A 23,388-nucleotide genomic window follows, 5' to 3' on the forward strand; every position below is an offset into this window, starting at 1 on the left:
CATCGGTCTCCGATTGTTCGGGCGAAGTGGATCTGCCGCGGGCCCGCCGTCTCATCGAGGGCCTCGCGTCGGTGCTGGTCCCCGCGATGTGCGGCATGTCCCCTTGACCGCGTTAGTCCGGCCGCCCTACAGTTCCCGCGATGTTTCATCGATGAACGATGCAAGAAGGGGGGCGGCGGTGACGCAGCTCCGGTTCACCCAGAAGGGGACAAAGAGTTCTCTTCGGGCGCGCAACGACGTGCTGGTGCTCCAGTGCGTCGCGGCGGGCGGTGGCCGGTTCTCGCGCACCGACGTGATCCGGGAGACCGGGCTGCCCACGGCGACGGTGTCGGAGATCGTCGCGGACCTGATCGAGCGGCGGCTGGTGCGCGAGGCCGGGCGCGAGGCGCAGCCGGTCGGCAAGCCGCGGGTGCTGCTGGACCTGGACGACGCCCACCACCGGTTCATCGGCGTGCAGGTCGCCAACGAGCGGATCACCGCCAGCCGCTTCACCCTGAACGGCCACCGCGAGGCCACCGAGACCGTGTCGCGCCCGCTGGACGCGCCCGCGCTGCACTCGGTGGCCGGGATGGTGCACCGGATGGCCGAGCCGGTCCGGGGCCGGGTCACCGGCGTCGGGGTCGCGGTGCCGGGCATCGTCGGCGACGACGGCGTGATCCGCGCGGCGGTCAATTACGGCTGGCACATGGTCTCGCTGGGCCACGAGCTCTCCGAGCTCTGCGAGGGCCTGCCGGTGCACGTCGTCAACGACGCCAACGCGGTGGCGCTGTCCGAGGTGGCGCTGTCCACCGACAGCGTCAACACCGTGGTGGTGCTCTGGATCGGGACCGGCATCGGCGCCGGCATCGTCCTGGACGGCCGCCTCTACCACGGCGGCGCGTTCCGCAGCGGCGAGATCGGCCACATCGACATCGGCACCTCGCTGCGCTGTCACTGCGGCCTGATCGGCTGCCTGGAGACGGTCGCCGCGCAGCCCACGATCCGGGGCGACGCGACCGACCAGGCCGTGGCCGCCTACCTGGCCGGCGGCGACGACCAGGACTCCCGGGCCCTCACCGAGCGGGTCGGGCGCGCGGCCAAGGAGATCGCCCGGCTGCTGTCCACGCTGGCCGGCACCCTGGACGCCACCGAGTTCATCCTCGGCGGCCCGATCGCCGCCGACCCGCTGGGACCGCCGCTGATGCGCGCCGTCAACGACCTGCTCGCGCTGCGGGTGATGTCCGGATTCGAACAGCTGGTACTACGTTCCTCAACTCTGGGTACCCACAGTCTCGTGTTCGGCGCCGCGGCCCATGCCATCCGACAGGAGCTCGGAGTCGTCATCACGATGCCCGCGGGCGCCGACGAGGCCGGTGATGTCCCGGCGGCCTGACGGCCGGCACCCTGACCACCCGACCACCCGCAGCGCGGCCCGCCGGCCGCCCGAGACCGTGCCGCCCCGAAATCCTGAGCCGGGGCGACACACCGGAGCCGCCCCGAAATCCTGAGCCGGGGCGACGCCGGGGCCGCCGCTCCGAAATCCTGAGCCGGAGCGGCGACCGACAGCGCCGCCCCCGCATCCTGAGCCGGGGGCGGCGCTGGGTTTCCGGCCTCTGCCGGGTAATAAAGGTGTCCTCTTATACGGAGCTCATACAGACCTCATATAGAGGTCATACGGACTCCGGCTCCCGCCGGTACCGTCCCGGCGCGATTCCGTACTCCCGCTTGAACGCTTTCGCGAACGCGAACTCCGAGGAATAGCCCACACGCTGGGCCACCGCGCTCAACGGCGCGTCGGACTCGCGCAGCAGCCGCCCGGCCAGCGTCATGCGCCACCACGTCAGGTAGGCCAGCGGCGGCTCGCCGACCAGCGCCGTGAACCGCTGCGCGAACGCCGAGCGGCTCAGCCCGGCCCGCGCCCCGAGCTCCGCGACGGTCCATGCGCGCGCCGGGTCCTCGTGCAGGCCCAGCAGGGCGCTTCCGACCGCCGCGTCCGTGAGCGCGCCGGGCCAGCCCGCCGCCGATCCGGCCCCGGGCCCGTTCCCATTCCTGTTCCCGGCCCCGGGCCCGTTCCCGGCCCCGGGCCCGTTCCCGGCCCCGGGCCCGTTCCCGGCCCCGGGCCCGTTCCCGGCCCCCGGCTCGGCCGCCCCGCGATCGATCCAGGCCCGCAGGATCAGCAGCAGCATCGCGTCGACCAGCGCCGGCACCACGCCGTCCTGACCCGGCCGGCCCTGCTCCAGCTCCTCGCCGAGCAGCGCGACGGTCGCGGCCAGCCCGGGGCCTTCGCCGGCCCGCAGGTGCAGCACCTCCGGCAGCGCGGCCAGCAGCGGATGCGGACGGCTCCGGCCGAGCTGGTACGCGCCGCAGATGAGCAGCGACCGCTCGCCCGGACCGTCCACGTCCACCCGCCCGATCAGCTGGCCCGGCCGCCACCGGCCCGGCCGGAAGTCCCGCAGCGGGCTCGCCGGGTCGTCGGCCAGCGAGACGGTGCTGCCGTGCCGCAGGAACACCACGTCGCCGGGCTCCATCGGCACCGGATCGCCGTCGGGCGGGAGGATCCAGCAGCTTCCGCGGAGGAGGGCGTGGAACGTCGTCCCGCCGACCGCCGGGAAGCGCAGGCCCCACGGCGCCCGGACTTCGGTGCGGGCCGAGCGGGTGTGGCCGACGCGCATGGCGGCCAGCGCGTCGGTGAGGACGTCCATGGTGGGGATGGTAACCCTCGGTCCGGACGCTTGGACATGTTTTCAGGATTCGACGACATTCATCATCCGGAGCTGCCGCTCTAGCGTGGGGTGCGCAAGCGAGAGTGCAGCGGAGCAGGGAGCTGATGACGATGACTGTCCTGGTGATCGGTGCGACGGGCAAGACCGGACGCGCGGTGGTGGAGGCGCTGGTCGCGCGCGGGGCGAAGGTGGCGGCCGGCAGCCGGACGCCGGGGACGGAGGCCGCCGATGCCGCGGTCCGGCCCGTGCGCTTCGACTGGGCCGACCGCGCCTCCTGGGCCCCGGCGCTCGACGGCGTCGACGGCCTCTACATCGTCGGCCCCACCGGCGAGCCCGTCGGCGAGGTCCTGGTCGGCGAACTCCTCGCCGACCCGGTCGCCGCCGGCCTGCGGCGCGTCGTGCTGCTGTCGGTCCTCGGCGCCGACCGGCTGCCGCCGGAGGTCATGATGGCCGACTGGGAACGCGACGTCCGCGCTTCCGGCAAGGACTGGACCATCCTGCGCCCGAACTGGTTCCACCAGAACTTCGGCGGCGGGTTCGCCGCCGGGATCCGGGAGCAGGGCGTCCTGGAACTCCCGGCCGCCGACGCCGCGCTGAGCTTCGTCGACACCCGCGACGTCGCCGAGGTCGCGGCCGTGGCGCTGACCGAGGACGGCCACGCCGGCCAGGTCTACGACATCACCGGCCCACAGAGCCTGACATATGCCGAGGCGCTGAAGACCATCAGCGCCGCGAGCGGCAGGGAACTGGCCTTCCGGCCGATCAGCCACGAACAGGCCGCCGAGAACCTGCGCACCGCCGGCGTCGGCGAGCGCGCGATCATCTGGCAGCGCGGGCTGTACGACCTGATGCTGGAAGGCACGAACGCGCCGGTGACCGATGTCGTGGAGCGGGTCACTGGCGGCGCGGCTCGCAGCCTGGACGCGTACGCGGCTGAGAACGCCGACGTCTGGCGCTAGCGAGCTGGTCCGGAGATTCGCGTGTGGGCGAATCTCCGGACCGGGCCGCCGGGCGTCAGGGTCAGGCGTCAGGCGTCAGGCGTCAGGCGTCAGGCGTTAGGCGTCAGCCGTCAGCCGTCAGCCGTCCTCGCGCATCCCCCACGGCGACCCGTACTCCACCAGCAGGTCCAAAAACGGCTGCGGCGCGAAAGCTTCCGGCCCCAGCACCCCGGCTCCGCTCCATGCGCCTGTCGCGAGCAGCTCCAGCGCCACCACCGGGTTGATCGCCGTCTGCCACACCACCGCCTGCGATCCGTACTCCCGCATCGACCACTCGTTGTCGACCACGTGGTAGAGATACACCTCGCGCCGAGCACCGTCCTTGGTCCCCGTGACCCACGTCCCGGCGCAGGTCTTGCCGCGCATCCGGGGGCCCAACGTCGCCGGGTCCGGCAGCGACGCGGCGACCACATCGCGCGGCGACACGGCCACCGCGCCGCGGTCGCTGCCGACCGTCACCGGCTCGGTCCGGTCCAGGCCGAGGTCGTGCAGCGTCCGCAGCTTGCTGATGAAGTCCTCGCCGAGGCCGTACTTGAACGTCACCCGCTTGGCGTCGACCCAGCGCGGGACCAGCAGCACCTCCTCGTGCTCCACGTTCACGCACTCCACCGGGCCGATGCCGTCCGGGAACTCGAACACCTCCGGCTCGCTGAACGGCGCCGTGGTGAACCAGCCGCGGTCCCGCTCGTAGACCACCGGCGGGTTCAAGCACTCCTCGATCGTCGTCCAGATGCTGAACGAGGGCGCGAAATCGTAGCCCTCGACCGTCAGGTTCGCGCCGTCGCGGACGCCGATCTCGTCGATCTCGTCGAACAACTCGTCGGCGGCGTGGCGGGCGAAGACGTCGGACAGACCCGGCTCCACGCCGATGCCGACCAGCGCCAGCCGGCCGGCCCGCTCCCACTCGGCGGCGCGCGCGAACTGGGCGTCGCCGAGCTTCTCGCCGCACTCGGCGTACGGCCGCTCCGGATGCGGGTGCGACAGCGACATCGCCATGTCCAGGTAGTCGGCGCCGGCGGCCAGCGCGGCCTCGAACAGCGGCAGTACGAAGCGGGGGTCGGTGGCGTTCAGCAGCACGTCGCAGCGGTGCTCGGCGAGCAGTGCGCGCACGGCGTCGCGGTCGGAGGCGTCGACACGCGCCGCGACGAAGCGCGCGTCGCCGTCGAGGGCGGCGACCGCCGCCTCGGCGCGCGCCGGGTCGTAGTCGGCCACCACCAGCAGCTCGAAGAAGGGACGGCGGGCGGCGATGCGGGTCACGGCGGTGCCCACACCGCCGGCGCCCACGAGGAGGATGCGCATGCCCAGATGGAACCGCCGCCCCGATTTAACGTCAATGGTGTTGGCATAAGGGCTAGGCTGCCGCCATGCCCCCGAAACCGGTGACCCCCGAGACCGCCCGGCGCCGACGCCGCCCCACGAAGCAGGGGACGGTGCTGACCCACGACCTGATCGTCGCGACCGCTCTGCGCATGCTCGCCGAGCACGGCGCCGACGGCCTGTCGGCCCGCCGTCTCGGCCTGGCCCTCGGCGCCGACCCCAGCGCCGTCTACCGCTACTTCGCGGGCATGGACGACCTGGTGCTCGCGATCGCCGACGAGCTGATCCACCAGGCGCTCGACGGCATGGGAGCCGACCGGCGAGTGGCGTGCGGACCTGCGCACGCTCGGCACCCGCGTCCACCGCGCCTACCTCGCGCATCCGCAGGCCGCGCAGCTCACCGCGAACCGGGTGTCAGGGCGCTCCCACGAGATCGACGCCGACGAGACGATACTCGGCATCCTGCACCGTGCCGGGTTCCGCGACGCCGCGGCTGCCCGCGTCTACCACGCCTTCATCGACCAGACGCTGGCCTTCGCCGCCCTGGACGCGGCCTCGCTCGCGCTGCCGGACGAGGCCCGGGAGGCGGACGAGCGGCAATGGCGGGCGACGTACGCGCGGCTGCCGGCCGAGACCCATCCCCATATCGCGGCCGCCGCGCCGCTGCTGGTGGCGCGGATGAACGACAGTGCCTATCCGGCCGCGCTCGATCTGCTGATCGCCGGTGCCGGTGTGGAGCTCGAAGCCTGACCTGTGGGCGCGCGCTGGACTATTGAACTAGTGCAAAATGTACTTGCCGCTAGTTCAATACTTTCGTAGACTTTCGATCATGCCTGCGAAGACTCCCGCACCCGTGACCCTGACCGGCCGCCACGTGCGTCTGGAACCGCTGACACGCCACCACCTGTCCGACCTGTTCGCGGCCGGCGGCAACGACGACGCCGTGTGGCAGTGGCAGGGCGGGCCGACGCCGCGGACCGAGGCCGAACTCGGCGAGAAGCTGGACACGATCCTCGACAACGAGGCCTACGTTGCGTTCGCCGTCATTCTGCTGGAGAGCGGCCGTGCGATCGGCTGGACCACCTACCTGGACATCAGCCCGATCGACGAGCGGCTGGAGATCGGATGGACCTGGTACGGCAGCGCCTACTGGCGCAGCGCGGTCAACACCGAGTCCAAGCTCCTGCTGCTCACCCACGCCTTCGAGGACCTCGGCATGGGTCGCGTGCAGTGGAAGACCGACCACATGAACCAGCGTTCGCAGAACGCGATCGCCCGCCTCGGCGCGCGGCCGGAGGGCGTGCTGCGGCGGCACCGGCTGCGGCCGGACGGCACGTGGCGCGACAGCGTGTACTTCTCGATGCTGAAGGACGAGTGGCCGGAGGCCAAGCAGCGGCTTGGGGAGCGGTTGGAGAGGGGCTGAGGCGCTGGTGGTGGTGCCGCAATGGTAGAACGCGAAGATCCTGCCGCCCTCGGACGCCACCTTCGCGGTGTAGACGCAGAAGTGCGCCGGTGGACATCCCGTGCGTGACGCTTACACGGACTTTGCAAGCGACACGCCCGATCATCCCTCGAACGAGTACGGGTGCTGCGCTGAACGAGTGATGATCACCGGGTCGCTCCGCGGTTAGGGTGAAGGGCCGCGCCGGAGCCGAACCAGGGGGAGACCATGACCGCCACGCCATCCGCCCCTGTCGAACGCCACGAGGCCGGGGGCGGTGATCCGGCCGGGGAAGCTGTTTCCCCGGATGGCGTTCCGCGCGTTGTCCCGGATGGCGTCCCGCACGGCGTTCCGCACATCGTTCCGCACGGTGTTCCGCGCCGCGTGAGCACTCTTGAGCTGTTCTTCGACCTGGTCTTCGTCTTCACCATCACCCAGCTCACAGTGCTGCTGGCCGACGACCTGTCGTTCGCGCAGGCCGGACGCGTGCTGCTGATCTTCTCCGTCCTGTACTGGATGTACGGCGCCTACGCCTACCTCACCAACCAGGTGCCGCCGGAGACCCTGGCCCGCCGCGTCGTGCTCGTGGCCGGCATGTTCGGGTTCCTCACGTGCGCGCTGGCGGTGCCGAAGGTGTTCACCAGCGACGGCGTCGCCTTCGGGCTGGCCTTCGTCCTGGTCACCGCCGTCCACAGCACCCTCTACGCGCTCGTGCACGGCAAGTACGTCCTCGCTTTCGCCATCCCGAACCTGGTCGCGGCCGGGTGCGTCACGGCCGCCGGCGCCGTCGACGGCGTCCCGAGCGATCTGCTGTGGCTGGCGGCGGTGCTGCTCCAGCAGCTGGCACCGATCGTCTCCAGCCGCATCACCGGCGAATACGCCGACGGCCGCGCCGCCGTCACCGAGCACGTGGGCGAACTGGACCCGGCGCACTTCGTCGAACGGCACGGCCTGCTGCTGATCATCGCCTTCGGCGAGTCGATCGTCGCCATCGGCCACGGCGCCGAGGAGTCGCACCTGGACTGGACCCTCGCTGCGGGGATAGCCCTGGCGCTCGCCTTGGCCGCGACCCTGTGGTGGTCCTACTTCGACGCCGACGAGTCCGCCGCCGAGCACGCCCTGGGCGCCGCCACCGGCATCAAACGCTTTCGCTTGGGCATGCTCGCGTATTACTACAGCTTCATCCCGATGCTGCTCGGCATCGCGTTCCTGTCCGCCGGCCTGAAAAAGGCGATCGGTCACCTCGCGCACGAACTGCCCGCCGCGCCGGCCGTCGCACTGGCCGGAGGGGTGGCGGTATTCCTGGTCGGCGACCTGTGCTTCCGATGGAGTCTGGGGATCGCGCCTATGCGCTACCGGGCGGTCGGTATCCTCGCTGTGCTCGCCACGGTCCCGCTGGCCCGCGCCGCGTCCGCCGCCCAATTGCTGGGCCTCACGGTTGTCATGGTTTTGATGCTGGTCGCGGAGGGCCGTGGCCGACGCCGTGACGCGCCACCGGCGCCTGCCTAGATCGTAGTGGATCACCTATTGACGCCTGCCCCATGGCTGGTTAGACAGAGCAGAGTCCGCACATCAGCCGCCCTGTCCTGAGGGAGCCGACGATGACCGAACTGCTCGAGTTGGAGCCGCGCGAGACCGCCACCGAGGATCTGGACGTGGACGCCGCGTTCAGCGGATTGGTGGACGCCAGCCGTGATCATACCCAGTGCCCGCATTGCTGCGACGATGATGTGAGCCAGTGGTTCTTCGCCACCAGGATTCCCTGGTAGAACGCATGATTCGCAGAGCTTTCCAGGCTTCTCGGGCTTTTTAGCTTCTCAGGCTTTCTAGCTTCCCGAGCTTCTTAGGCTCCTCAGGCTTCACAGGCTTCTGGCTACGACGGCACCAAAGGCTCCACGGAAGAAGGAACGGTCGACATGAACGGCGGACTGTCGGCGGAAGAGGTAGAGGCCCTGATCGTCGGGCACGCCGAGAGGGCCGGCACCGCGATCCGGCTCCAGCCCGGACCGGTCTGGCTGATGGTTCGCCCACGCGGGTCCCGGATCCCCGAGCAGGGGTGGAAGCTGCACGTCTCAGCCCGGATCGCCACCCTGGGCACGACCGCCGACGCGATCGTCCCGGCGCTGCTGGCCGAGGGCTGCGCCTTCAAGATCGCCCGCTCCGGCGAGGCGCTGGCGCGGATGAACGACGGGACCACCACCCCCTCCTCGATCGGGAAGGCGTTCACGGTCTACCCCGAGCAGGACCGCGTCCGCGAGGTCGGACTGCTGCTGGCGGAGCTGCTGCGCGGACGCGCGGCGCCGCGCGTGCTCAGCGACCGGCGGGTGGCGCCCGACGCGCCGGTGTACTACCGGTACGGGCCGATCGACAAGCCGTGGACCGCCGATGCGCAGGGCAAGCTGGTCATGACGCTGACCGGGCCGGATGGTGAGGAGTTCCCGGCGCAGGCGACGTTGCGGTACCGGCAGCCGGGGTGGGTGGTGGATCCGTTCACGGGGCAGGGTGGGGATGGGCCGGTTGGTGCGGTGGGGCCGGTTGGTGCGATGAGTGGGGTAGTTGGTGGGGCGGGCCCGGTTGGTGGGGTGGGTGGGGGCGAAAAGCCCGCGGTCTTCTTGGCTTCGTCGACGCTGTCGATCCCGCCGACGCGGTTGGGCGATCATTTCGAGATCGACGGCGGCATCGTGCACGCCGGTCGCGGCGACGTCATGCGCGCCGTGGACCTGCGCGACGGGGGCCGGGTCATCGTCAAGCAGTCGCGGGCGTTGGTCGACGAGGGCGAGGACGGCGTCGACACCCGGCTGCGGGTGCGCAACGAGCGGCGGGTACTGGCGGCACTGGAGGGCGTGGAGGGCGTCGCGGGATTCGTGGACCACTTCCGCGCCGATGCCGACGAGTTCCTGGTGACGCGCGACGTCGGCCGCTTCAACCTGGCTGATGACGTCATGGAGCACGGCCGGTACGCCGCGGCGGACGAGCCGGAGGCCGTGCCGGGACGGACGCTGGAGCGTCTGGCACAGCGCATGGCGGCGATCATCCTGGCGGTGCACGAGCGAGGGGTGCTGATCCGCGATCTGAATCCGCGCAACGTGGTCGTCGGCCCGGACGGCGACGCGAACCTGATTGATTTGGGACTGGCCGGGTTCAACGGGCTGCATCTGCCGGGCGGGACGTCGGGATATTCGTCGGCACGCCAGTTCCGGAGCCAGGAACCGACGACCGGGGATGACCTGCTGGCGCTGGGGACGACGTTGATCTACGCGTGGACGGCGCTGCCACCGGTGGTGCTGAGTAAGGATTCTGATGAGCCGCGATGGGTGGCGCTGAGGATGATCCGCGCCAGGCGGGGGCCGGCTCCGGATGGGGTGGTGGGGCTGATCTGCGATCTGCTGAGTATGGATGACGAGCGGACGCACGAGGCGGCGCGGTTGATGGCGGCGGGGGAGTTCGGGGGTGGGCGGCCGACGCGGACGGCGTTGCCGCGGCCGGCGGCGGTGAGTGATGGGCTGGTGGCGGAGATCGCGGGGAATCTACTGGGTGACTTGGTGGGGCAGACGTGGAGGGTGTTGGGGGAGGTGCCTCGGTACGAGAAGGTTGCGGTTGATGGGTGTGTGTATCGGGGTGGGGCGGGGATTGGGTTGGAGTTGTTGGAGCATTTGGGGGATGGGGACGGAGATGGGGTTGGGAGTGGGCGTGGGAGTGGGGTTGGGAGTGGGAGTGGGGAGGGCGTTGGGAAGTTGGTGGAGGAGTTGGTGAGGTTCAGTGAGCGGGGGGCTGATGTTGTGCGGTTGGGGCCGGGGTTGTGGACTGGGAGGACGGGGCTTGATTTGTTTCGGGTTAGTGCTTTGCGGAGGTTGGCGGGTGGGGTGGAGGTAGCGGCGGACGCGGGGGTGGCGCGGGTGGATGCGGAAGCGGGTGCGGGTGCGGGTGCGGCGGCGGGGGTGAGGGCGGCGGCGGGAGTGGGTGCGTCGACGGGGGTGGGTGCGTCGGCGGGAGTGGGTGCGGGGGCGGGGGTGAGGGCGGGAGTGGAGTCGCGGATTGATGTTGAGTGGAAGCCTGAGTACTGCGATTTGATCAGCGGCGCTTCGGGCGTGGGGCTTGGGCACTTGCTGCTGCATGATCTGGATGGCCGGCCCGAGCATCTGGATGTGGCGCGGTGCTGTGCTGAACACGTGCTGGCGAACACCGTGCCCGATGAGCGGTCACAGCCGGGTGTGTTGCCGGAGCTGGCCGGGGTCGAACCGTCGGCGGCGAAGGGACACGGCCTGGCGGGGACAGTGGAGGCGCTCGTCGCGATCGGCGCTCGGCTGGGCGATGCGAGGATTTTGGCGGCGGCTGATGAGCGGGCGCGGGATTTGATGGAGAGGGCTGATCGGCTGGCGGTGAAGTCGCGACGGCCTACTACCGCACCGTTGGCTGCTTCGTGGTGTCAGGGGCTGTCGGGGATTGCGTCGACGTTGTTGTTCGCTGGTGATTGTTTGGGGGACGCGAGGTACGTCGCTGCTGCGCGGCGGGCTGCTGATGCGTGTATTGCGTTGGTGCCGCGGATTGATAAGCCGATTCAGTGTTGTGGGTTGGCTGGGGTTGGTAACATGTTGATTGATGTTGCTGTGCATGATGATGATGAGAAGTATTGGGGTGCGGCGCGGGGGGTGATCGGGCAGATGTTGTTGAGGAGCGCTGGGGCGCCGGGGCATCCGTTGTTTGTCAAGGATAATCCGACGGAGTACAGCGCTTCTTGGGCTTATGGGGTGGCGGGGATTTTGAGCTTTTTTCGGAGGTTTTTGCGGGGTGGGGGGGCTATGGTTTTGGGTGTTGGGGTGGGGGTTGGATTTGGGGTGGGGGCGAGTGTGAGGGTAGGTGCGGGGGCTGCCGTTAAGAGCTGAAGATCAAAGTCAAAAGCTGGGTAAGGCAGGCGCCTCCGGCGAGGGCCTCGGATCCCTCGGGGAACTGGCGCCGGCTCCATAGGGGGGTACATTCAGGGCCCTGCGCTGGCGGTTGGTGAGGTGGGGGTTCGTTCCCCTCGGTCACGTCGGCAGCCCTACGGGTACAGTGCCGCCGCCCAGGTGTCAAGTCCACGCGCTTACTTTTGAGGTGTTGGCGGCGGTTGCGTACAGCGTGGACTGGACACCCGGTCGGCGGCACTGTAGGCAAAGCCCTGCCGACGTGACCGAGGGGAACGAACCGAAAACCCAGACAGGGGACTGACAATCTCGGCGGCGGAGGTTGTTGCTGTGCTGCCGGTGGCCGCCGGTTTCAGCCTCGGTGGGTTGCCGTTGATGGCTATTGGTTGCCGCTGCCGGTTTGGACCCCGGGCGATGTGCCGTTGAGACTGCCCGATTGCTGCTGCGGTTCCGCCGTTGATGTTGTCCGATTGCTGCTGCGGTTCGGACCTCGGGCGTTTGCAGTCGTCTCAGGTCTGGCGCGCTGGGCCAGTCGCCGGTCGCCGGTCGCCGGTCGCCGGTCGCCGGTCGCTGGTTACCGTTCACCGTTCACCGGTTGCGCGTCGCGTGCTCCACGATCGCGTCGAGGCTTGCGGAGTGGGCGCCGCGCCAGTAGGTGTGGTCGCAGGATTGGCATTCGGCGAAGGTGTCGTAGTTCTGTGCCGTGCCGGTTTGGAGGCGGTCGCGCATTTCGTCTTTTGTTACTGGGCGGAGTTCGCCGTTGCAGGCTGTGCAGCGGGTCCAGGGGGCGAGGGTGGGTTCGAAGCGGGTCAGGACTTCGTCGAGTTGTTCGGTGGGGTTGGTGCTGTAGATGTAGGCGCCGGCGAATAGTTCTCGGCGGTGGAGGAGGCCGCGGTCGCGGGAGAGCATTATGCGGTGTTCGGTGGCGGAGCGGGTGGCTAGGGCGGCGTCGCCTATGTCGGGGGTTTCGTAGGCGGCGTCGATGCCGAGGATGCGGAGGCGGCGGGCCAGGGTGCCGAGGTGGATGTCGAGGAGGAAGCGGAGGGGGGTGGTGGTGGGTTGGGGGGTGGTGAAGGTGCGGACTTCGATGTGGTCGCCGGTGGTGGGGATGTGGTGGGGGCGGACTTCGTCGTTGTTGACGAGGAGGGCGCCGACCTCGGTCAGGGGGATGCCGAGGGATTCCACTACGTGGCCCAGGCTGGAGGTGCCGTCGGTGGTGATGGCGCTGGTCGCGGAGCGGTGCTGCGCGGCGAGGAAGAGGTGCAGGCCGGGGTCGAAGGCGATGGTGATGTCCGCGTTGCTCACGGGCTCAGCATGCCAGCCGGGTTGAGTGGGGGACCACTTGTTTGTGGTTGCTACTCGGGTTCTTGCAGGCTCGGGGCCGCGTTGGCCATGACCCATTCCACCAGCGGTGTCATGGCTTGCCAGTCCTTTTTGAGGGTGGTGGCGAAGGTGGGGGTGGCGGCTTCCGACGGGTCGATGTCGCGGCCGGCTGTGAGGTATTCGCGGCGCATCAGGTCCAGGCGGGGGTGGTCGGCGGGGACGCCTCGGGGGCGGGTGCGGACTTGGTCGCCGCCGATGGTGAAGCCGTGCTTTTCCAGCTTGGCCACGATGGTGACGAGTTCGGGGCCGGTGGCGTCGTTGTCGACGGCGGCGCGGAAGCGTTTCGTCTGCTCGCGGTCCAGGGTGTAGAAGCCGCCGCCGATGGTCAGGCCGTCGATGCCGAGGGAGAGGTAGTAGCCCACGCCCCGGGCGGCGGACAGGAAGCCTGCCTGGTGGGTCTTGTAGGGGGACTTGTCCTTGCTGAAGCGGATGTCGCGGTGCGGGCGGAACATCGACGGCTCGGCGCGGAAGGTTGGGGCGAGTTGGTCCAGGAGGGCCTGCATGGGCTCGCGGACTGTGCGCTCGTAGACCGCTTTGTGCTCGGTCCAGTAGCTCTTGGAGTTGTCGGCGACCAGTCCGAGGTAGAAGTCGTAGGCCTCATCGGCGAACCCTGCGAAACGCGGCATGGCGCCATCGAACCATGCCCGTGGTGGGGGTGGTCGGTCGGTGTCACCCGTTCGGACGGCCCGGGTGCGGGGTCGGGGTTGGTGCGGCAGCGTGGGGGCAAAGGTGCGCCGTCATGGCCACGTCCCAGGAGGCGGAATGAGCGACAACACCTATCGCGTGACCGAGATCGTCGGGTCGTCGTCGGAGAGTATCGACGCCGCGATCCGCAATGGTCTCAAGCGGGCCGGAGCCACGCTGCGCAAGCTCGACTGGTTCGAGGTGACGCAGGTCCGGGGCCATTTGGTGGACGGCGAGATCGGGCATTTCCAGGTGGGGCTGAAGGTCGGCTTCCAGTTGGAGGACCCGGAGTGAGTTAGTCGCGGGCGGCGTTGTTGACGCGTTGGAGCAGCGTCAGCAGCGTCGCTCGTTCGTTTTCGTCGAGCGGCGCGAAGGATTCCGCGAGCGCCATCGACGCCACCGGCCGTCCGGCGGCCAGAACCTGCCGGCCGGCGTCGGTGATGAAGTGCTCCACCCGGCGGCCGCGTCCCGGCCGGCGTTCGATCAGCTGTTGGGCTTCCAGCCGGCCGGCCAGTGCGCCGAAGGACTGCTCGCCCTGGAAGGTCTCGACGGCCAGTTCGCGCCCCGAGGATCCGGGTGTCCGCGCGATGGCCCGCAGCGCGTCCCACTGCACGAGGGTGGTCCCGACGTCGCTGAGCGCGGTCTCCAACGCACGGTGGTTGCGGTATTGCGCCTGCTTGACGGCGCGGCCGAGCGATTCGATGTCGACAGGCATGGGGCCATGTTACTACGCATCAATAGCTACGCTTGCTTAACTACGTATGCGTAGTTAGAGTGGGTCGCATGACAACCGACATGCGTTCCACGGCCCGCCGTCCCGAGGTCCCGCTCACTGTTGTGGAGAGTGGGCCGGAGTCCGGTCGTGTCGCCCTCGTCCTGCACGGAGGCGGAGGTCCGGTCACCGTTGCCGGCATCGCCGATCATCTGTCCCGGACCATGAGGGCCCTGACTCCCACTCACCCTGGCTGGAACGGCACGGAGCGTCCGGACTGGCTGGTCGACGTGGCGGCCCTCGCCGACGTCTATCTGGATCTGCTCGCTGCCGGTGGCCACGAGGACGTTCTGCTCGTCGGGTCTTCGATCGGCGGCTGGATCGCGGCGGAGATGGCGGCCCGTGCTGAGCCCGGCCGGATCGGCGGCCTCGTCATCATCGATGGCGTCGGCATCGAGGTCGCGGCCCACCCGATTCGTGACTTCTTCGCGCTGGACGCCCGGGGGGTCGCCGAGTACAGCTATCACGAGCCCGAGCGGTTCTACGTGGACCCGGCGACTCTCGCCGAGGAACAGATCGCTCTGCGGATGGGGAACATGGCCAGTCTCAGGGTCCTGGCAGGCGACCCCTATATGCACGACCCGACGCTCGACGCCCGCCTGCCCGCGATCACTGCGCCGACGCTGGTGCTGTGGGGCGAGTCCGACCGCATCGCCACCAGTGGATACGGACGCGCCCTGGCGCAGCGGATTCCCGGTTCCCGCTTCGAAGTCATCCTGCGGGCCGGTCACCTGCCGCAGCTCGAAAGGCCCGAGGCGACGTTCGGGGCGATCGAGAGCTTTGTCGCAGGACTCTGATGCGTCTCAGGCGGCGTTCCCCAGAGCGACCAGCTCGGCGTTCGGGAACTCCCGCCGCAGCGCCTCGACCGCGTCGAGCGGAACCGCCTCGCCCGATAACGAGACGCGCCGCAGCCACCCCCGGTCGCCACCGGATTGGGTGGCCAGCGCGGCCAGCACTGCCGTGAACGCTGTCGGCGTCGACGTCCACAACGTCACCGCTCGCGTCACCAGTGCCTCGGCGACCTGGCGCGGCTCGGCGAGATCGGAGTCGGGGAGAAGCAGGATGCTGCCACCGGCGGCCAGCACGCCGAAAATATCGTGCATCGACAGATCGAGGCTGAGCGGCGCTGCCTGAAGCAGGGAGTCCCGGTGGGTCACCTCGTTGCGAAGATTGAGCCAGTTCAACAGGTCGACCAGGTTCTGGTGCCGGATTCCCTCGGTCGCCCCGACGGCGTAGGCCAGATCCGACGGGCTCGGCGCCACCACGGCCGAGCGCGGCAGGGTGTCCCAGGACCGCAGGTGGTTGGCATGCAGACTGTGCGGGCGTTCCAAGGGAAGGCTGCTGCGGCCCTGGCGGGACCGTGGATGTCGCGAAGCCGGGGTGGCCATCACAGTATTCACATTCGGCATGCGCAGGCGGATCGCAGTGCCCTGCTGCCAGAACCTGGTGCCGATCACGAGGTGTCGAACCTGTAGTGCCGTCAGCAGCTCGACGCAGCGGTCCACCGGCCAGTGCGGGTCCAACGGCACACAGCAGCCGCCGGCGCGGACGATCGCGATGATCGCCTGCACGCTCGCGGGCTCGTGGTCCACCAGCACCGCGACCGGCACTCCGGGGCCGACGCCGGTCGACGCCAGCTGTGCCGCGCGGACGCGGGTCGCCTCGGCGAGGTGCCGGTGGGTCATCGCGATGCCGGCCGGCGTCCGTAATGCCGGGGCCGTGCCGTGCGCCCACGCCGCCGCGTCGAGCAGGTCCGGGATCGTCAGGTCGGCCGGGATCGGGCGGGTGAGCGCCACCGCCTCGTCGAGGGTCACCGCCCCGGACCGCGGGCGTCGGCGAACGACAGAGCCTTCATTCGCTCCTCACTTCGTCGATGGGGGCCGGGCGGGCCGTACCGTCGGGCGCCGAGTGTGCCGCGTCCGGCCGGCCTTGTCGTGTCACGGGAATCGTGGACGTTCGCGCGGCGGCCGGAGCTGGCACAGTGGCGCAGCCGCTCCACCGCGCATGAAGGATGTACCCGATGTCGCAGGAAATTCACTCGTCGTTGCTCCACGAACTGGTCGCCGAGCAGGCCGCCCGTCGGCCGGACGCAATCGCGCTCAGCCTCGGCGACACCACCGCCACCTATCAGCGGCTCCAAGGCGTGGCGGACGGATTCGCCGCCAAGATGCGCGCGCACGGCGTGCAGCCGGGGGAGACCGTCGCCGTGCTGATGCACCGTACGCCGCGCCGCGTCGTCGGCCTGCTCGCGATCCTCCGAGCCGGAGCCGCCTACCTGGGACTGGACCCGGACGAGCCGCAGGAGCGGCACTCCCGGCTGGTCGCCGAGGCCGGGGTCCGGTTCCTCATCTCCGACCTGGACAGCGGGCTTCCCGAGGGACTCAAGGTCCTGACGCCGGAGACCCCGGTCGACGAAACGGCCGATCCCGGGGCGCCGAGCCAGACCTCTGACGATCCCGCCTATATCACCTATTCCACTGACGAGCCGAGCGTCGTCGCGGTCTCGCACCGGTCCGTGAACCAGCTCATCGCGCGCCAGGGCCTTACGATCGACCCGGACGACGTCTTCCTCCACGGAGCACCGCTCGCCTCCGACGCGGCAGCGCTGGAAGTCTGGGCCGCGCTGACGAACGGCTGCCGCCTGGCGGTCCTGCCGCCCGGACCGATCGACGTCGACCGGCTGGCGCGCGTCATCGCCGCCGAGAAGGTCACCGTCCTGGCGCTTCCCGAAGAACTGCTTCAGGAACTCACCGATGCCTACCCGGCTGTTCTCGCGTCGGTCCCGAAGGTCGTCCCGGCACCGCTGACGACGGCGACCGCCGCACTCTGACCGAGTCCTGACTTGCGCCTCAAGCGCCGCCATACGCACGCTCAAGCCGATTCGCGCGGGATAGGCCGCGTCGGATCGCGAGCGGGGAGGCAGCCATGTTCGAGGTGCTGGGCCTGGACACCCAGGCCACCACTGTCTACAAAATGCTGCTCACCCGGTCCACGTGGGATCGCGACCAGCTCGCCGCCGCCAGCGGACTGTCCGACGACCAACTGCGGCCCTGCCTGGAACGCTTGGCCACGTTGGCGTTGGTACGAGTCTCCGCACGGGCTCCCGGCCGGCTCCGCGCGGTGCGGCCCGAGGTCGGGCTCCGGCGGCTGGCCCAGAAACAAGAGGACGAGCTGTTGGCCCGGCGCCGAGCCGTGGCCGACAGCTACCTCGGGATGTCGCGGATGATCGCCGAATTCGCCGGCGAGCGCCCCGAATCGCCGTCCCCGGAGGCCGAGGTCCTGCCCGACGCCGACGCGGCGCGCGCCCGGCTGGAAACGCTGGCATTCCAGGCCGCGCTCAGCAGCGAGGCGTTCGTCCCGGGCGGCGCGCAACCGCCGGAGGCGGTCGCCGCAGCGCGAGTGGACGTCGCCGAGGCCCTGGCGCGCGGTGTCAGGGTACGAAGGATCTATCTGGAGAGCGCGGCCAACGACGCCTTCACCCGCGACCACCTGCGCCGGCTTGCCGACAGCGGCTGCGAGATACGGCTGGTCCCGGCGCTGCCGTTGGCGATGACGCTCGTCGACCGGCGGATCGCGGTGCTGCCGATCAGCGCCGACCGGGACCCCGGCGCCCCCGACAGCGGGATTCTGGTGCTCACCAGCTCCGGAGCGCTGACGATGTTGACCGCGTACTTCGACCGGATGTGGGCCGCCGGACGCCCGGTGGGCAGCCCGGTGCGGCGCCCCGTCGACGGCGTCAACGCCCAGGAGCTGGAGCTCCTCAGGGTTCTGGCACAAGGCCGGACCGACGAGTCCGCCGCCCGGCATCTGGGACTGTCGCTGCGGACCGTGCGGCGCATGGTCGCGGACCTGATGGAGCGGCTCGGCGCGCGCAGCCGGTTCGAGGCCGGAGTGCGGGCCGCTGAGCACGGCTGGCTGGCCGACTCCGACGCCGACCTCGACGCAGAAGCATTCGACCCGCTCACCCCGGTCGGCGCGTAGCCGCCCCGGTCAGCGAGAGCCGGATGAGCTCGGCCGTCGTCCCGGCGTTGAGCTTGGCCCGCACCCGCCGCAGATAGGTGTCGACGGTGTGCGGGCTCAGCCCGATGCGCGTGGCGGTCTGGTCGTGGGTGAACCCGGCGGCGATGTAGGCGACGACCTCCCCCTCGCGCGGCGACAGCTCGGGCCGGAACGCGCGGATCGACCGGATGAGCGAGACGACGTCCGGCGGCGTGCGCCCCGCCACCAGCAAGTCAGTGTCCATATGTCCACGCTGCCTGTGCGCGTCCGGTTCCGGAAGGCTCCGGCGTGGCAGCCGTTGGTCCGGTCTTGGCAGCTTCCTGCCATCGGCCGCGACCACAACCACGGTTCCGGGGTGGGTACTTCTCCCCTCGTGACCGCCGGACCCGCGCGGGATTCTGTGCTGCGACGCGAGACGGATCCCCACCAGGAGGCACGCTGTGACCAGCGATCTTGGCTTCTTCGACATCGACCTGCGCACGGTCGGCCTGGTCGTGTCCGAGGTGGAGAGCGTGGTCGGAGCCGGGAACGGCGTGGTCGGCGAGGTGGGGTCGCTGCTGCTGGGCAGCTCGGACTTCGCGCAGATCGGCGCCCTGGTGAGCGGGGCCGACAACCAGTTGCACAGCACCCTGATGGACGTGCTGACCCGCGGCATGCAGTTCTTCGACGGCCTCAACGGCGCCGTGCAGTGCTGCGTGGACGACTACGCGTCGCTGGACTCCCTGGTGTCCGACAGCTTCGGCGGCAAGACCACGCCCGCCGTGCCGGCCCGCGGCAGCGACCCGGCGACGGTGAAGCGGTGGTGGGACGGCCTGGGCAGCGACCAGCAGAACACCCTGCTGACCACCGACGCGGCCGAGATCGGCGCGCTGGACGGCGTGCCCGCCGCCGAGCGGGACATCGCCAACCGGTCGGTGCTGTCGGGCCTGCGGCAGCAGACGCAGAAGCAGCTCGACGACCTGAAGGACTCGCCGCTGTCTCCGTTCGACGCGGAGTCCCCGGAGTACGCGATGCGGCAGCGGCAGATCGACGCGCTGCAGACCAAGCTGGGCGGGATCGACGAGTTGCAGAAGGTGCTGCGGCCGGCCTCCGACGGGACGCCGCCGAAGTACCTGTTGGAGGTGGACACCGCCGGCGTCGGGCACGCGGTCGTGGCCAGCAACAATCCGGACACCTCCGACAACGTGGTGACCGTGGTGCCCGGCGTCGGCACCGACCTGTCGGCGGGCCGCGTCGCCGACTACACCAAGACGGCCGACAGCGTCGTGGCGTCGGCGCACAACGCCGACGCCGGGCACTCCACCTCGGCGATCGCTTGGATGGACTACGACGCTCCGCAGAGCGTGCCCGCCGCGCTGTTCTCCGGTCCGGCCCGCGCCGGCGGCGTCACGCTCGACCAGTTCCAGCAGGGCCTGTACGCGACCCACGACCCGTCCGATCCCCTGCACACCACGGTGATCGGCCACAGCTACGGCACGACCGTCGTCGGCGACGCCAGCCAGGCCGCCGGCGGGCTGCGCGCGGACGACGTGGTCCTGGCCGCCAGCCCCGGGGTCGACGTCGACTCGGCCGCCGCCCTGCACACCCCCGGCGGCGCGGCGCACGTCTGGGCCACCCGCGACGACCACGACCCGATCGTCTGGGCCGAGGGCTTCCACGACACCGACCCGGTGACCCCGGCGTTCGGCGCGCACGTGTTCGACGCGGGCGCGGGGCCGTCCGGGTTCCTCGCCGCGCACTCCTACTACCTCGATTCGTCGTCGCCGGCGATGGCGAACTTCGGACGGATCGCCACCGGCCACTACGACCAGGTGACGGCGCCCCCGCCGCCGGACCCGGAGCCGGTGTTCCCGTTCGTCGCGGACTGAGGCGGACCGGTCCGTAGGGGGCCGGTCCGCCTCGCGCTGCCCGATCCGGCACCCGGCCGGGCGCCGGCCGGGTGCCGGAAGATCACCCCCGGGTTAGCGTCGGCGTGTGGAGCTACCGGTCATGCCGCCGGTGCGGCCGATGCTGGCGAAGGCCGTACACGAAGTCCCCCGCGATCCGGGCCTGGTCTACGAGCCCAAGTGGGACGGCTTCCGCTGCGTGGTGTTCCGCGACGGCGACGAGGTCGAGCTCGGGTCCCGCAACGACCGGCCCCTGACCCGCTACTTCCCGGAGCTGCTCGCCCCGCTGCGCACGGCGCTGCCGGAACGCTGCGTCGTCGACGGCGAGATCGTCGTGGCCACCGACGGCGGCCTGGACTTCGACGCCCTCCAGAACCGGCTCCACCCGGCCGCCTCCCGGGTCCGCAAGCTGGCCGGGGAGACGCCCGCCAGCTTCGTCGCCTTCGACCTGCTGGCGCTCGGCGACCGCGACCTGACCGGCGAGCCGTTCCACGAGCGCCGCCGCCTCCTGGCGGGCGCCCTCGGCGACGTGACCGGCACGGTGCTGCTGACGCCCGTCACCGACGACCCCGACGTGGCGCAGGACTGGTTCACCCGGTTCGAGGGCGCCGGGTTCGACGGCGTCATGGCCAAGCCCGTCGACCTGCCCTACGAGCAGGACAAGCGGGTCATGGTGAAGGTGAAGCACGAGCGCACCGCCGACTGCGTCGTCGCCGGATTCCGCTGGCACAAGGACGGCCAAGGCGTCGGCTCGCTGCTGCTCGGCCTCTACGACGACGAAGGAGTGCTGCACCATGTCGGCGTGGCCAGCAGCTTCACCGCGGCGCGCCGCCGCGACCTGGTCGACGAGCTGGCGCCGCTGCGCGAGAACGCGCTCGAAGGCCATCCCTGGCGCCCCTGGGCCGACGCCCAAGCCGAGGCCCAGGCGCAAGCCCAGGCCCAGGCTCAGGCCGGAGCCGGAACCGGCGGCGGCCGTCGGCCCGGCGCGCAGAGCCGCTGGGCTCCCGACAAGGACCTGACCTGGGAGCCGCTGCGCCCGGAACTCGTCGCCGAGGTGCGCTACGAACACCTGCTGTCCGGCCGCTTCCGGCACGGCGGACGGCTGGTCCGCTTCCGGCCGGACCGCAGCCCGCAGTCGTGCACCTATGCCCAGCTCGAACAGGTGGCCCCGGCCGAACTGGCCGCGCTGTTCAACGCGGAGCCGGGCCGATGAAGGACGCGACGATCCTGGAGATCGACGGCCGCGAAGTCACCGTGTCGCACCCCGACAAGGTGTACTTCAGCAAGCGCGGCGAGACGAAGATGGACCTGGTCCGCTACTACCTCGCCGTCGCCGGACCGATCATGAACACCCTGCGGGACCGGCCCCTGCTGCTGGAGCGCTATCCCGACGGCGCCGGCGGCAAGAACTGGTTCCAGAAGCGCGTGCCGAAGACCGTCCCGGACTGGCTGACCACCATGGAGGTCGCCACGCCCAACGGCACCACCAGCGACGCCCTGGTCGCCGCCGACATGGCCCACGTCGTGTGGGGCGTCAACCTCGGCTGCCTGGGCTTCCACGTCTGGCCGATCCGCGCGGCCGATCCCGGGATCACCGACGAGCTGCGCGTCGACCTCGACCCCTCGCCCGGCGTCGGCTTCCCCGAGGTGCGGCAGGCCGCCGTGCTGACCCGGGAGCTGCTGACCGAACTGGGGATCGAGGCCTACATCAAGACCTCCGGCTCGCGCGGACTGCACGTCTACCTCAGGCTCCAGCCCCGCTGGGACGGCTACGAAGTGCGCGCCGCCGCCGTCGCGCTGGCCCGGGAGCTGGAACGCCGGCACCCCGAGAAGATCACCGCGCAGTGGTGGAAGGAGGAACGCGGCGCCCGGGTGTTCGTGGACTTCAACCAGAACGCGCCGCACAAGACCGTCTTCGGGGCCTGGTGCGCGCGGCCCCGCGTCGGCGCGCAGGTGTCGACCCCGATCGGCTGGGACGAACTCGCGACGGTGCAACCCGACCTGCTGACCATCGCCACCGTCCCGAACCTGGTCGCCGAACGCGGCGACCCTTGGGCCGAGTACAACGTCCGGCCGCAATCCATCGAGCCGCTCTTGGAGATGTCGCGGCGCGATATGGAGAACGGGCTCATGGACGCTCCTTGGCCACCGGTCTACCCCAAGATGCCCAACGAGCCGCCGCGCGTCGCACCCAGCCGGGCAAAGCACACAGAGTCCTGAGTCCAGGATCCCTTCTCAGGCTCAGGACTCGACGAACTCCGCCCGCACTCCCAACAAGCGCACCGGACGCTCCAATTCCAAGCCGGACAGCACCTCCAGCGCGGCGCGTTCGAGGTCGGCGGCCTCCGACGTCGGCGCGGGCAACGTCATGCTGCGGGTCGTCGTCACGAACGGCGCGTACCTGATCTTCACCCCGATCCGCGCCGCCGGCCGCCCCTCCGCCACCACGTCCAGCGCCACCTGCCGGGCCAGCAGACGCATCTGCTCGGCCAGCACCTCCGCTCCCGACAGATCCTCCTGGAACGTGATCTCCCGGCTGCGAGACCTCGGCACATATGGCGTGTCCGACACCTTCGCGTCACCGGCGCCGTTGGCCAACAGCCAGAAGTACGGGCCCATCTTCGGCCCGAACCGCTCCGCCAGTTCGTCCCGGTCGGCGCGCGCCAGCTCGGCGACCGTCCGAAATCCCAGGTCCGCGAGCTTTTTCGACGTCCGGGACCCGATGCCCCACAGTGCGTCGGTGGGCCGCTCGGCCATCACCTCGGCCCAGTTGTCGACCGTCAGCCGGAAGACCCCGGCGGGCTTGGCGAAACCCGTCGCGGTCTTGGCCCGCAGCTTGTTGTCCCCGATCCCGACCGACGACTCCAGACCGGTCCGCGTGCGCACCGTCTCCCGCACCAGCGCCGCCAGCGCCTCCGGGTCCTCGGTCCGCGCCCCCAGGAACGCCTCGTCCCACCCCACGACCTCCACCACCACCGGCAGCCCGCGCAGCACCTCCATCACCTCTTCGGAGGCCTCCTCGTACGCCGCACGATCCGTCGCCACGAACACCGCCTCGGGGCACTTCCTGGCGGCCAGCCGCAGCGGCATCCCCGAATGCACGCCGAACTCCCGCGCCTCGTACGAGGCCGTGGCCACCACCCCGCGCTTGCCCGGATCCCCGTCCCCGCCGACCACGACTGGCCGGCCGCGCAGCTCCGGCCGCCGCGCGACCTCCACGGCGGCGATGAACTGGTCGAGGTCGAAGTGGAGGACCCAGTCCCGCGCGGACATGGGTTCAGTATGGGGGATTTCGGGGGATTTCG

Annotated in this window: 20 protein-coding genes and 3 pseudogenes; 14 read left to right on the top strand and 9 right to left on the bottom strand. The window is 70.4% G+C overall.

The window, feature by feature from the left end; all coding sequences use genetic code 11:
• Window positions 1–178 precede the first annotated feature (178 nt).
• Window positions 179–1,372 (top strand): ROK family transcriptional regulator, encoded by a 1,194-nt coding sequence (locus ABD481_RS36630; RefSeq protein ID WP_344670451.1) that lies wholly within the window; start codon window positions 179–181, stop codon window positions 1,370–1,372.
• Window positions 1,373–1,649: 277 nt separating this feature from the next.
• Here ABD481_RS36630 and ABD481_RS47540 read toward each other — a convergent pair.
• Window positions 1,650–2,000 (bottom strand): annotated as a pseudogene (locus ABD481_RS47540) (helix-turn-helix transcriptional regulator); the annotation flags it as partial.
• A gap of 192 nt (window positions 2,001–2,192) precedes the next feature.
• Window positions 2,193–2,681, bottom strand: a pseudogene (locus ABD481_RS47545) (cupin domain-containing protein); the annotation flags it as partial.
• Between the two features lie 125 nt (window positions 2,682–2,806).
• Between ABD481_RS47545 and ABD481_RS36640 the strand changes: the two are divergent.
• Window positions 2,807–3,661 (top strand): NAD(P)H-binding protein, encoded by an 855-nt coding sequence (locus ABD481_RS36640; protein ID WP_344670453.1) that lies wholly within the window; start codon window positions 2,807–2,809, stop codon window positions 3,659–3,661.
• Between the two features lie 117 nt (window positions 3,662–3,778).
• Here the strand turns inward: ABD481_RS36640 and ABD481_RS36645 are convergent, their stop codons facing one another.
• Window positions 3,779–4,999 carry a saccharopine dehydrogenase family protein gene (locus ABD481_RS36645; RefSeq protein ID WP_344670454.1) on the bottom strand — a complete coding sequence of 407 codons (1,221 nt, stop codon included), beginning with the start codon at window positions 4,997–4,999 and terminating at the stop codon, window positions 3,779–3,781.
• A gap of 65 nt (window positions 5,000–5,064) precedes the next feature.
• On the opposite strand from ABD481_RS36645, the pseudogene ABD481_RS36650 reads away from it, so the two are divergent.
• The 5 genes and pseudogenes from ABD481_RS36650 (at window position 5,065) to ABD481_RS36670 (ending at window position 11,341) form a co-directional block, all read left to right on the top strand.
• Window positions 5,065–5,767, top strand: a pseudogene (locus ABD481_RS36650) (TetR/AcrR family transcriptional regulator).
• Between the two features lie 79 nt (window positions 5,768–5,846).
• Entirely contained in the window at window positions 5,847–6,440 is a 594-nt protein-coding gene (locus ABD481_RS36655; protein WP_344670455.1) for a GNAT family N-acetyltransferase, read from the top strand.
• A gap of 402 nt (window positions 6,441–6,842) precedes the next feature.
• Window positions 6,843–7,967: a low temperature requirement protein A gene (locus ABD481_RS36660; protein ID WP_344670456.1), complete on the top strand. Its 1,125-nt coding sequence runs from the start codon at window positions 6,843–6,845 to the stop codon at window positions 7,965–7,967.
• Window positions 7,968–8,059: 92 nt separating this feature from the next.
• Window positions 8,060–8,227, top strand: a complete 168-nt coding sequence (locus ABD481_RS36665) for a hypothetical protein (protein WP_344670457.1) — start codon at window positions 8,060–8,062, stop codon at window positions 8,225–8,227.
• Between the two features lie 147 nt (window positions 8,228–8,374).
• On the top strand, window positions 8,375–11,341 hold the full coding sequence (locus tag ABD481_RS36670) for a class III lanthionine synthetase LanKC N-terminal domain-containing protein (RefSeq protein ID WP_344670458.1): 2,967 nt from the start codon (window positions 8,375–8,377) through the stop codon (window positions 11,339–11,341).
• A gap of 606 nt (window positions 11,342–11,947) precedes the next feature.
• On the opposite strand, the gene ABD481_RS36675 is transcribed toward ABD481_RS36670, so the two are convergent.
• Both ABD481_RS36675 and ABD481_RS36680 read right to left on the bottom strand, forming a co-directional pair.
• Window positions 11,948–12,664 carry a Mut7-C RNAse domain-containing protein gene (locus ABD481_RS36675; RefSeq protein WP_344670459.1) on the bottom strand — a complete coding sequence of 239 codons (717 nt, stop codon included), beginning with the start codon at window positions 12,662–12,664 and terminating at the stop codon, window positions 11,948–11,950.
• 50 nt (window positions 12,665–12,714) lie between these two features.
• Window positions 12,715–13,368: a DUF2461 domain-containing protein gene (locus ABD481_RS36680; RefSeq protein ID WP_344670460.1), complete on the bottom strand. Its 654-nt coding sequence runs from the start codon at window positions 13,366–13,368 to the stop codon at window positions 12,715–12,717.
• A 136-nt stretch (window positions 13,369–13,504) separates the two neighbouring features.
• Here ABD481_RS36680 and ABD481_RS36685 point away from each other — a divergent pair, with 136 nt between their 5' ends.
• On the top strand, window positions 13,505–13,720 hold the full coding sequence (locus ABD481_RS36685; protein ID WP_344670461.1) for a dodecin: 216 nt from the start codon (window positions 13,505–13,507) through the stop codon (window positions 13,718–13,720).
• A gap of 1 nt (window position 13,721) precedes the next feature.
• Here the strand turns inward: ABD481_RS36685 and ABD481_RS36690 are convergent, their stop codons facing one another.
• On the bottom strand, window positions 13,722–14,141 hold the full coding sequence (locus tag ABD481_RS36690; protein WP_344670462.1) for a MarR family winged helix-turn-helix transcriptional regulator: 420 nt from the start codon (window positions 14,139–14,141) through the stop codon (window positions 13,722–13,724).
• Between the two features lie 68 nt (window positions 14,142–14,209).
• Between ABD481_RS36690 and ABD481_RS36695 the strand changes: the two genes are divergently transcribed.
• Window positions 14,210–14,995 carry an alpha/beta fold hydrolase gene (locus tag ABD481_RS36695; protein ID WP_344670463.1) on the top strand — a complete coding sequence of 262 codons (786 nt, stop codon included), beginning with the start codon at window positions 14,210–14,212 and terminating at the stop codon, window positions 14,993–14,995.
• 6 nt (window positions 14,996–15,001) lie between these two features.
• Here the strand turns inward: ABD481_RS36695 and ABD481_RS36700 are convergent, their stop codons facing one another.
• The gene (locus tag ABD481_RS36700; protein ID WP_344670464.1) at window positions 15,002–16,012 is read right to left on the bottom strand and encodes an AMP-binding protein; all 1,011 of its coding nucleotides are present in this window, start codon (window positions 16,010–16,012) and stop codon (window positions 15,002–15,004) included.
• Between the two features lie 206 nt (window positions 16,013–16,218).
• Here ABD481_RS36700 and ABD481_RS36705 point away from each other — a divergent pair, with 206 nt between their 5' ends.
• Both ABD481_RS36705 and ABD481_RS36710 read left to right on the top strand, forming a co-directional pair.
• Window positions 16,219–17,028, top strand: coding sequence for an AMP-binding protein (locus tag ABD481_RS36705; RefSeq protein ID WP_344670465.1), 810 nt, complete (start codon window positions 16,219–16,221; stop codon window positions 17,026–17,028).
• A gap of 95 nt (window positions 17,029–17,123) precedes the next feature.
• A complete protein-coding gene (locus tag ABD481_RS36710) occupies window positions 17,124–18,179 on the top strand; it encodes a helix-turn-helix transcriptional regulator (protein WP_344670466.1) in 1,056 nt (351 codons plus the stop codon).
• Here ABD481_RS36710 and ABD481_RS36715 read toward each other — a convergent pair.
• Entirely contained in the window at window positions 18,160–18,441 is a 282-nt protein-coding gene (locus tag ABD481_RS36715) for a response regulator transcription factor (RefSeq protein ID WP_344670467.1), read from the bottom strand. The two genes, ABD481_RS36710 and ABD481_RS36715, sit on opposite strands and share 20 nt — an antisense overlap.
• A gap of 196 nt (window positions 18,442–18,637) precedes the next feature.
• Between ABD481_RS36715 and ABD481_RS36720 the strand changes: the two genes are divergently transcribed.
• From ABD481_RS36720 to ligD, 3 genes are all read left to right on the top strand, one after another.
• The gene (locus tag ABD481_RS36720) at window positions 18,638–20,065 is read left to right on the top strand and encodes an alpha/beta hydrolase (protein WP_344670468.1); all 1,428 of its coding nucleotides are present in this window, start codon (window positions 18,638–18,640) and stop codon (window positions 20,063–20,065) included.
• A gap of 106 nt (window positions 20,066–20,171) precedes the next feature.
• The gene (locus ABD481_RS36725; protein ID WP_344670469.1) at window positions 20,172–21,296 is read left to right on the top strand and encodes an ATP-dependent DNA ligase; all 1,125 of its coding nucleotides are present in this window, start codon (window positions 20,172–20,174) and stop codon (window positions 21,294–21,296) included.
• Entirely contained in the window at window positions 21,293–22,303 is a 1,011-nt protein-coding gene (gene ligD, locus ABD481_RS36730) for a non-homologous end-joining DNA ligase (protein WP_344670470.1), read from the top strand. The genes ABD481_RS36725 and ligD overlap by 4 nt, the downstream gene beginning before the upstream one ends.
• Window positions 22,304–22,324: 21 nt before the next feature.
• Here the strand turns inward: ligD and ABD481_RS36735 are convergent, their stop codons facing one another.
• The gene (locus tag ABD481_RS36735; RefSeq protein ID WP_344670471.1) at window positions 22,325–23,356 is read right to left on the bottom strand and encodes a DNA polymerase IV; all 1,032 of its coding nucleotides are present in this window, start codon (window positions 23,354–23,356) and stop codon (window positions 22,325–22,327) included.
• Window positions 23,357–23,388 lie beyond the last annotated feature (32 nt).

Source organism: Catenulispora yoronensis (assembly GCF_039531695.1).
Lineage (GTDB): Bacteria > Actinomycetota > Actinomycetes > Streptomycetales > Catenulisporaceae > Catenulispora > Catenulispora yoronensis.

Bases quoted from the DNA above. Each gene is read 5' to 3' on its own strand.
- ABD481_RS36695 (WP_344670463.1), top strand. From the start codon at position 14,210: ATGACAACCGACATGCGTTCCACGGCCCGCCGTCCCGAGGTCCCGCTC.
- ABD481_RS36690 (WP_344670462.1), bottom strand. From the start codon at position 14,141: ATGCCTGTCGACATCGAATCGCTCGGCCGCGCCGTCAAGCAGGCGCAA.
- ABD481_RS36735 (WP_344670471.1), bottom strand. From the start codon at position 23,356: ATGTCCGCGCGGGACTGGGTCCTCCACTTCGACCTCGACCAGTTCATC.
- ABD481_RS36715 (WP_344670467.1), bottom strand. From the start codon at position 18,441: ATGGACACTGACTTGCTGGTGGCGGGGCGCACGCCGCCGGACGTCGTC.
- ABD481_RS36665 (WP_344670457.1), top strand. From the start codon at position 8,060: ATGACCGAACTGCTCGAGTTGGAGCCGCGCGAGACCGCCACCGAGGAT.
- ABD481_RS36710 (WP_344670466.1), top strand. From the start codon at position 17,124: ATGTTCGAGGTGCTGGGCCTGGACACCCAGGCCACCACTGTCTACAAA.
- ABD481_RS36680 (WP_344670460.1), bottom strand. From the start codon at position 13,368: ATGCCGCGTTTCGCAGGGTTCGCCGATGAGGCCTACGACTTCTACCTC.
- ABD481_RS36685 (WP_344670461.1), top strand. From the start codon at position 13,505: ATGAGCGACAACACCTATCGCGTGACCGAGATCGTCGGGTCGTCGTCG.
- ABD481_RS36705 (WP_344670465.1), top strand. From the start codon at position 16,219: ATGTCGCAGGAAATTCACTCGTCGTTGCTCCACGAACTGGTCGCCGAG.
- ligD (WP_344670470.1), top strand. From the start codon at position 21,293: ATGAAGGACGCGACGATCCTGGAGATCGACGGCCGCGAAGTCACCGTG.
- ABD481_RS36640 (WP_344670453.1), top strand. From the start codon at position 2,807: ATGACGATGACTGTCCTGGTGATCGGTGCGACGGGCAAGACCGGACGC.
- ABD481_RS36645 (WP_344670454.1), bottom strand. From the start codon at position 4,999: ATGCGCATCCTCCTCGTGGGCGCCGGCGGTGTGGGCACCGCCGTGACC.
- ABD481_RS36670 (WP_344670458.1), top strand. From the start codon at position 8,375: ATGAACGGCGGACTGTCGGCGGAAGAGGTAGAGGCCCTGATCGTCGGG.
- ABD481_RS36655 (WP_344670455.1), top strand. From the start codon at position 5,847: ATGCCTGCGAAGACTCCCGCACCCGTGACCCTGACCGGCCGCCACGTG.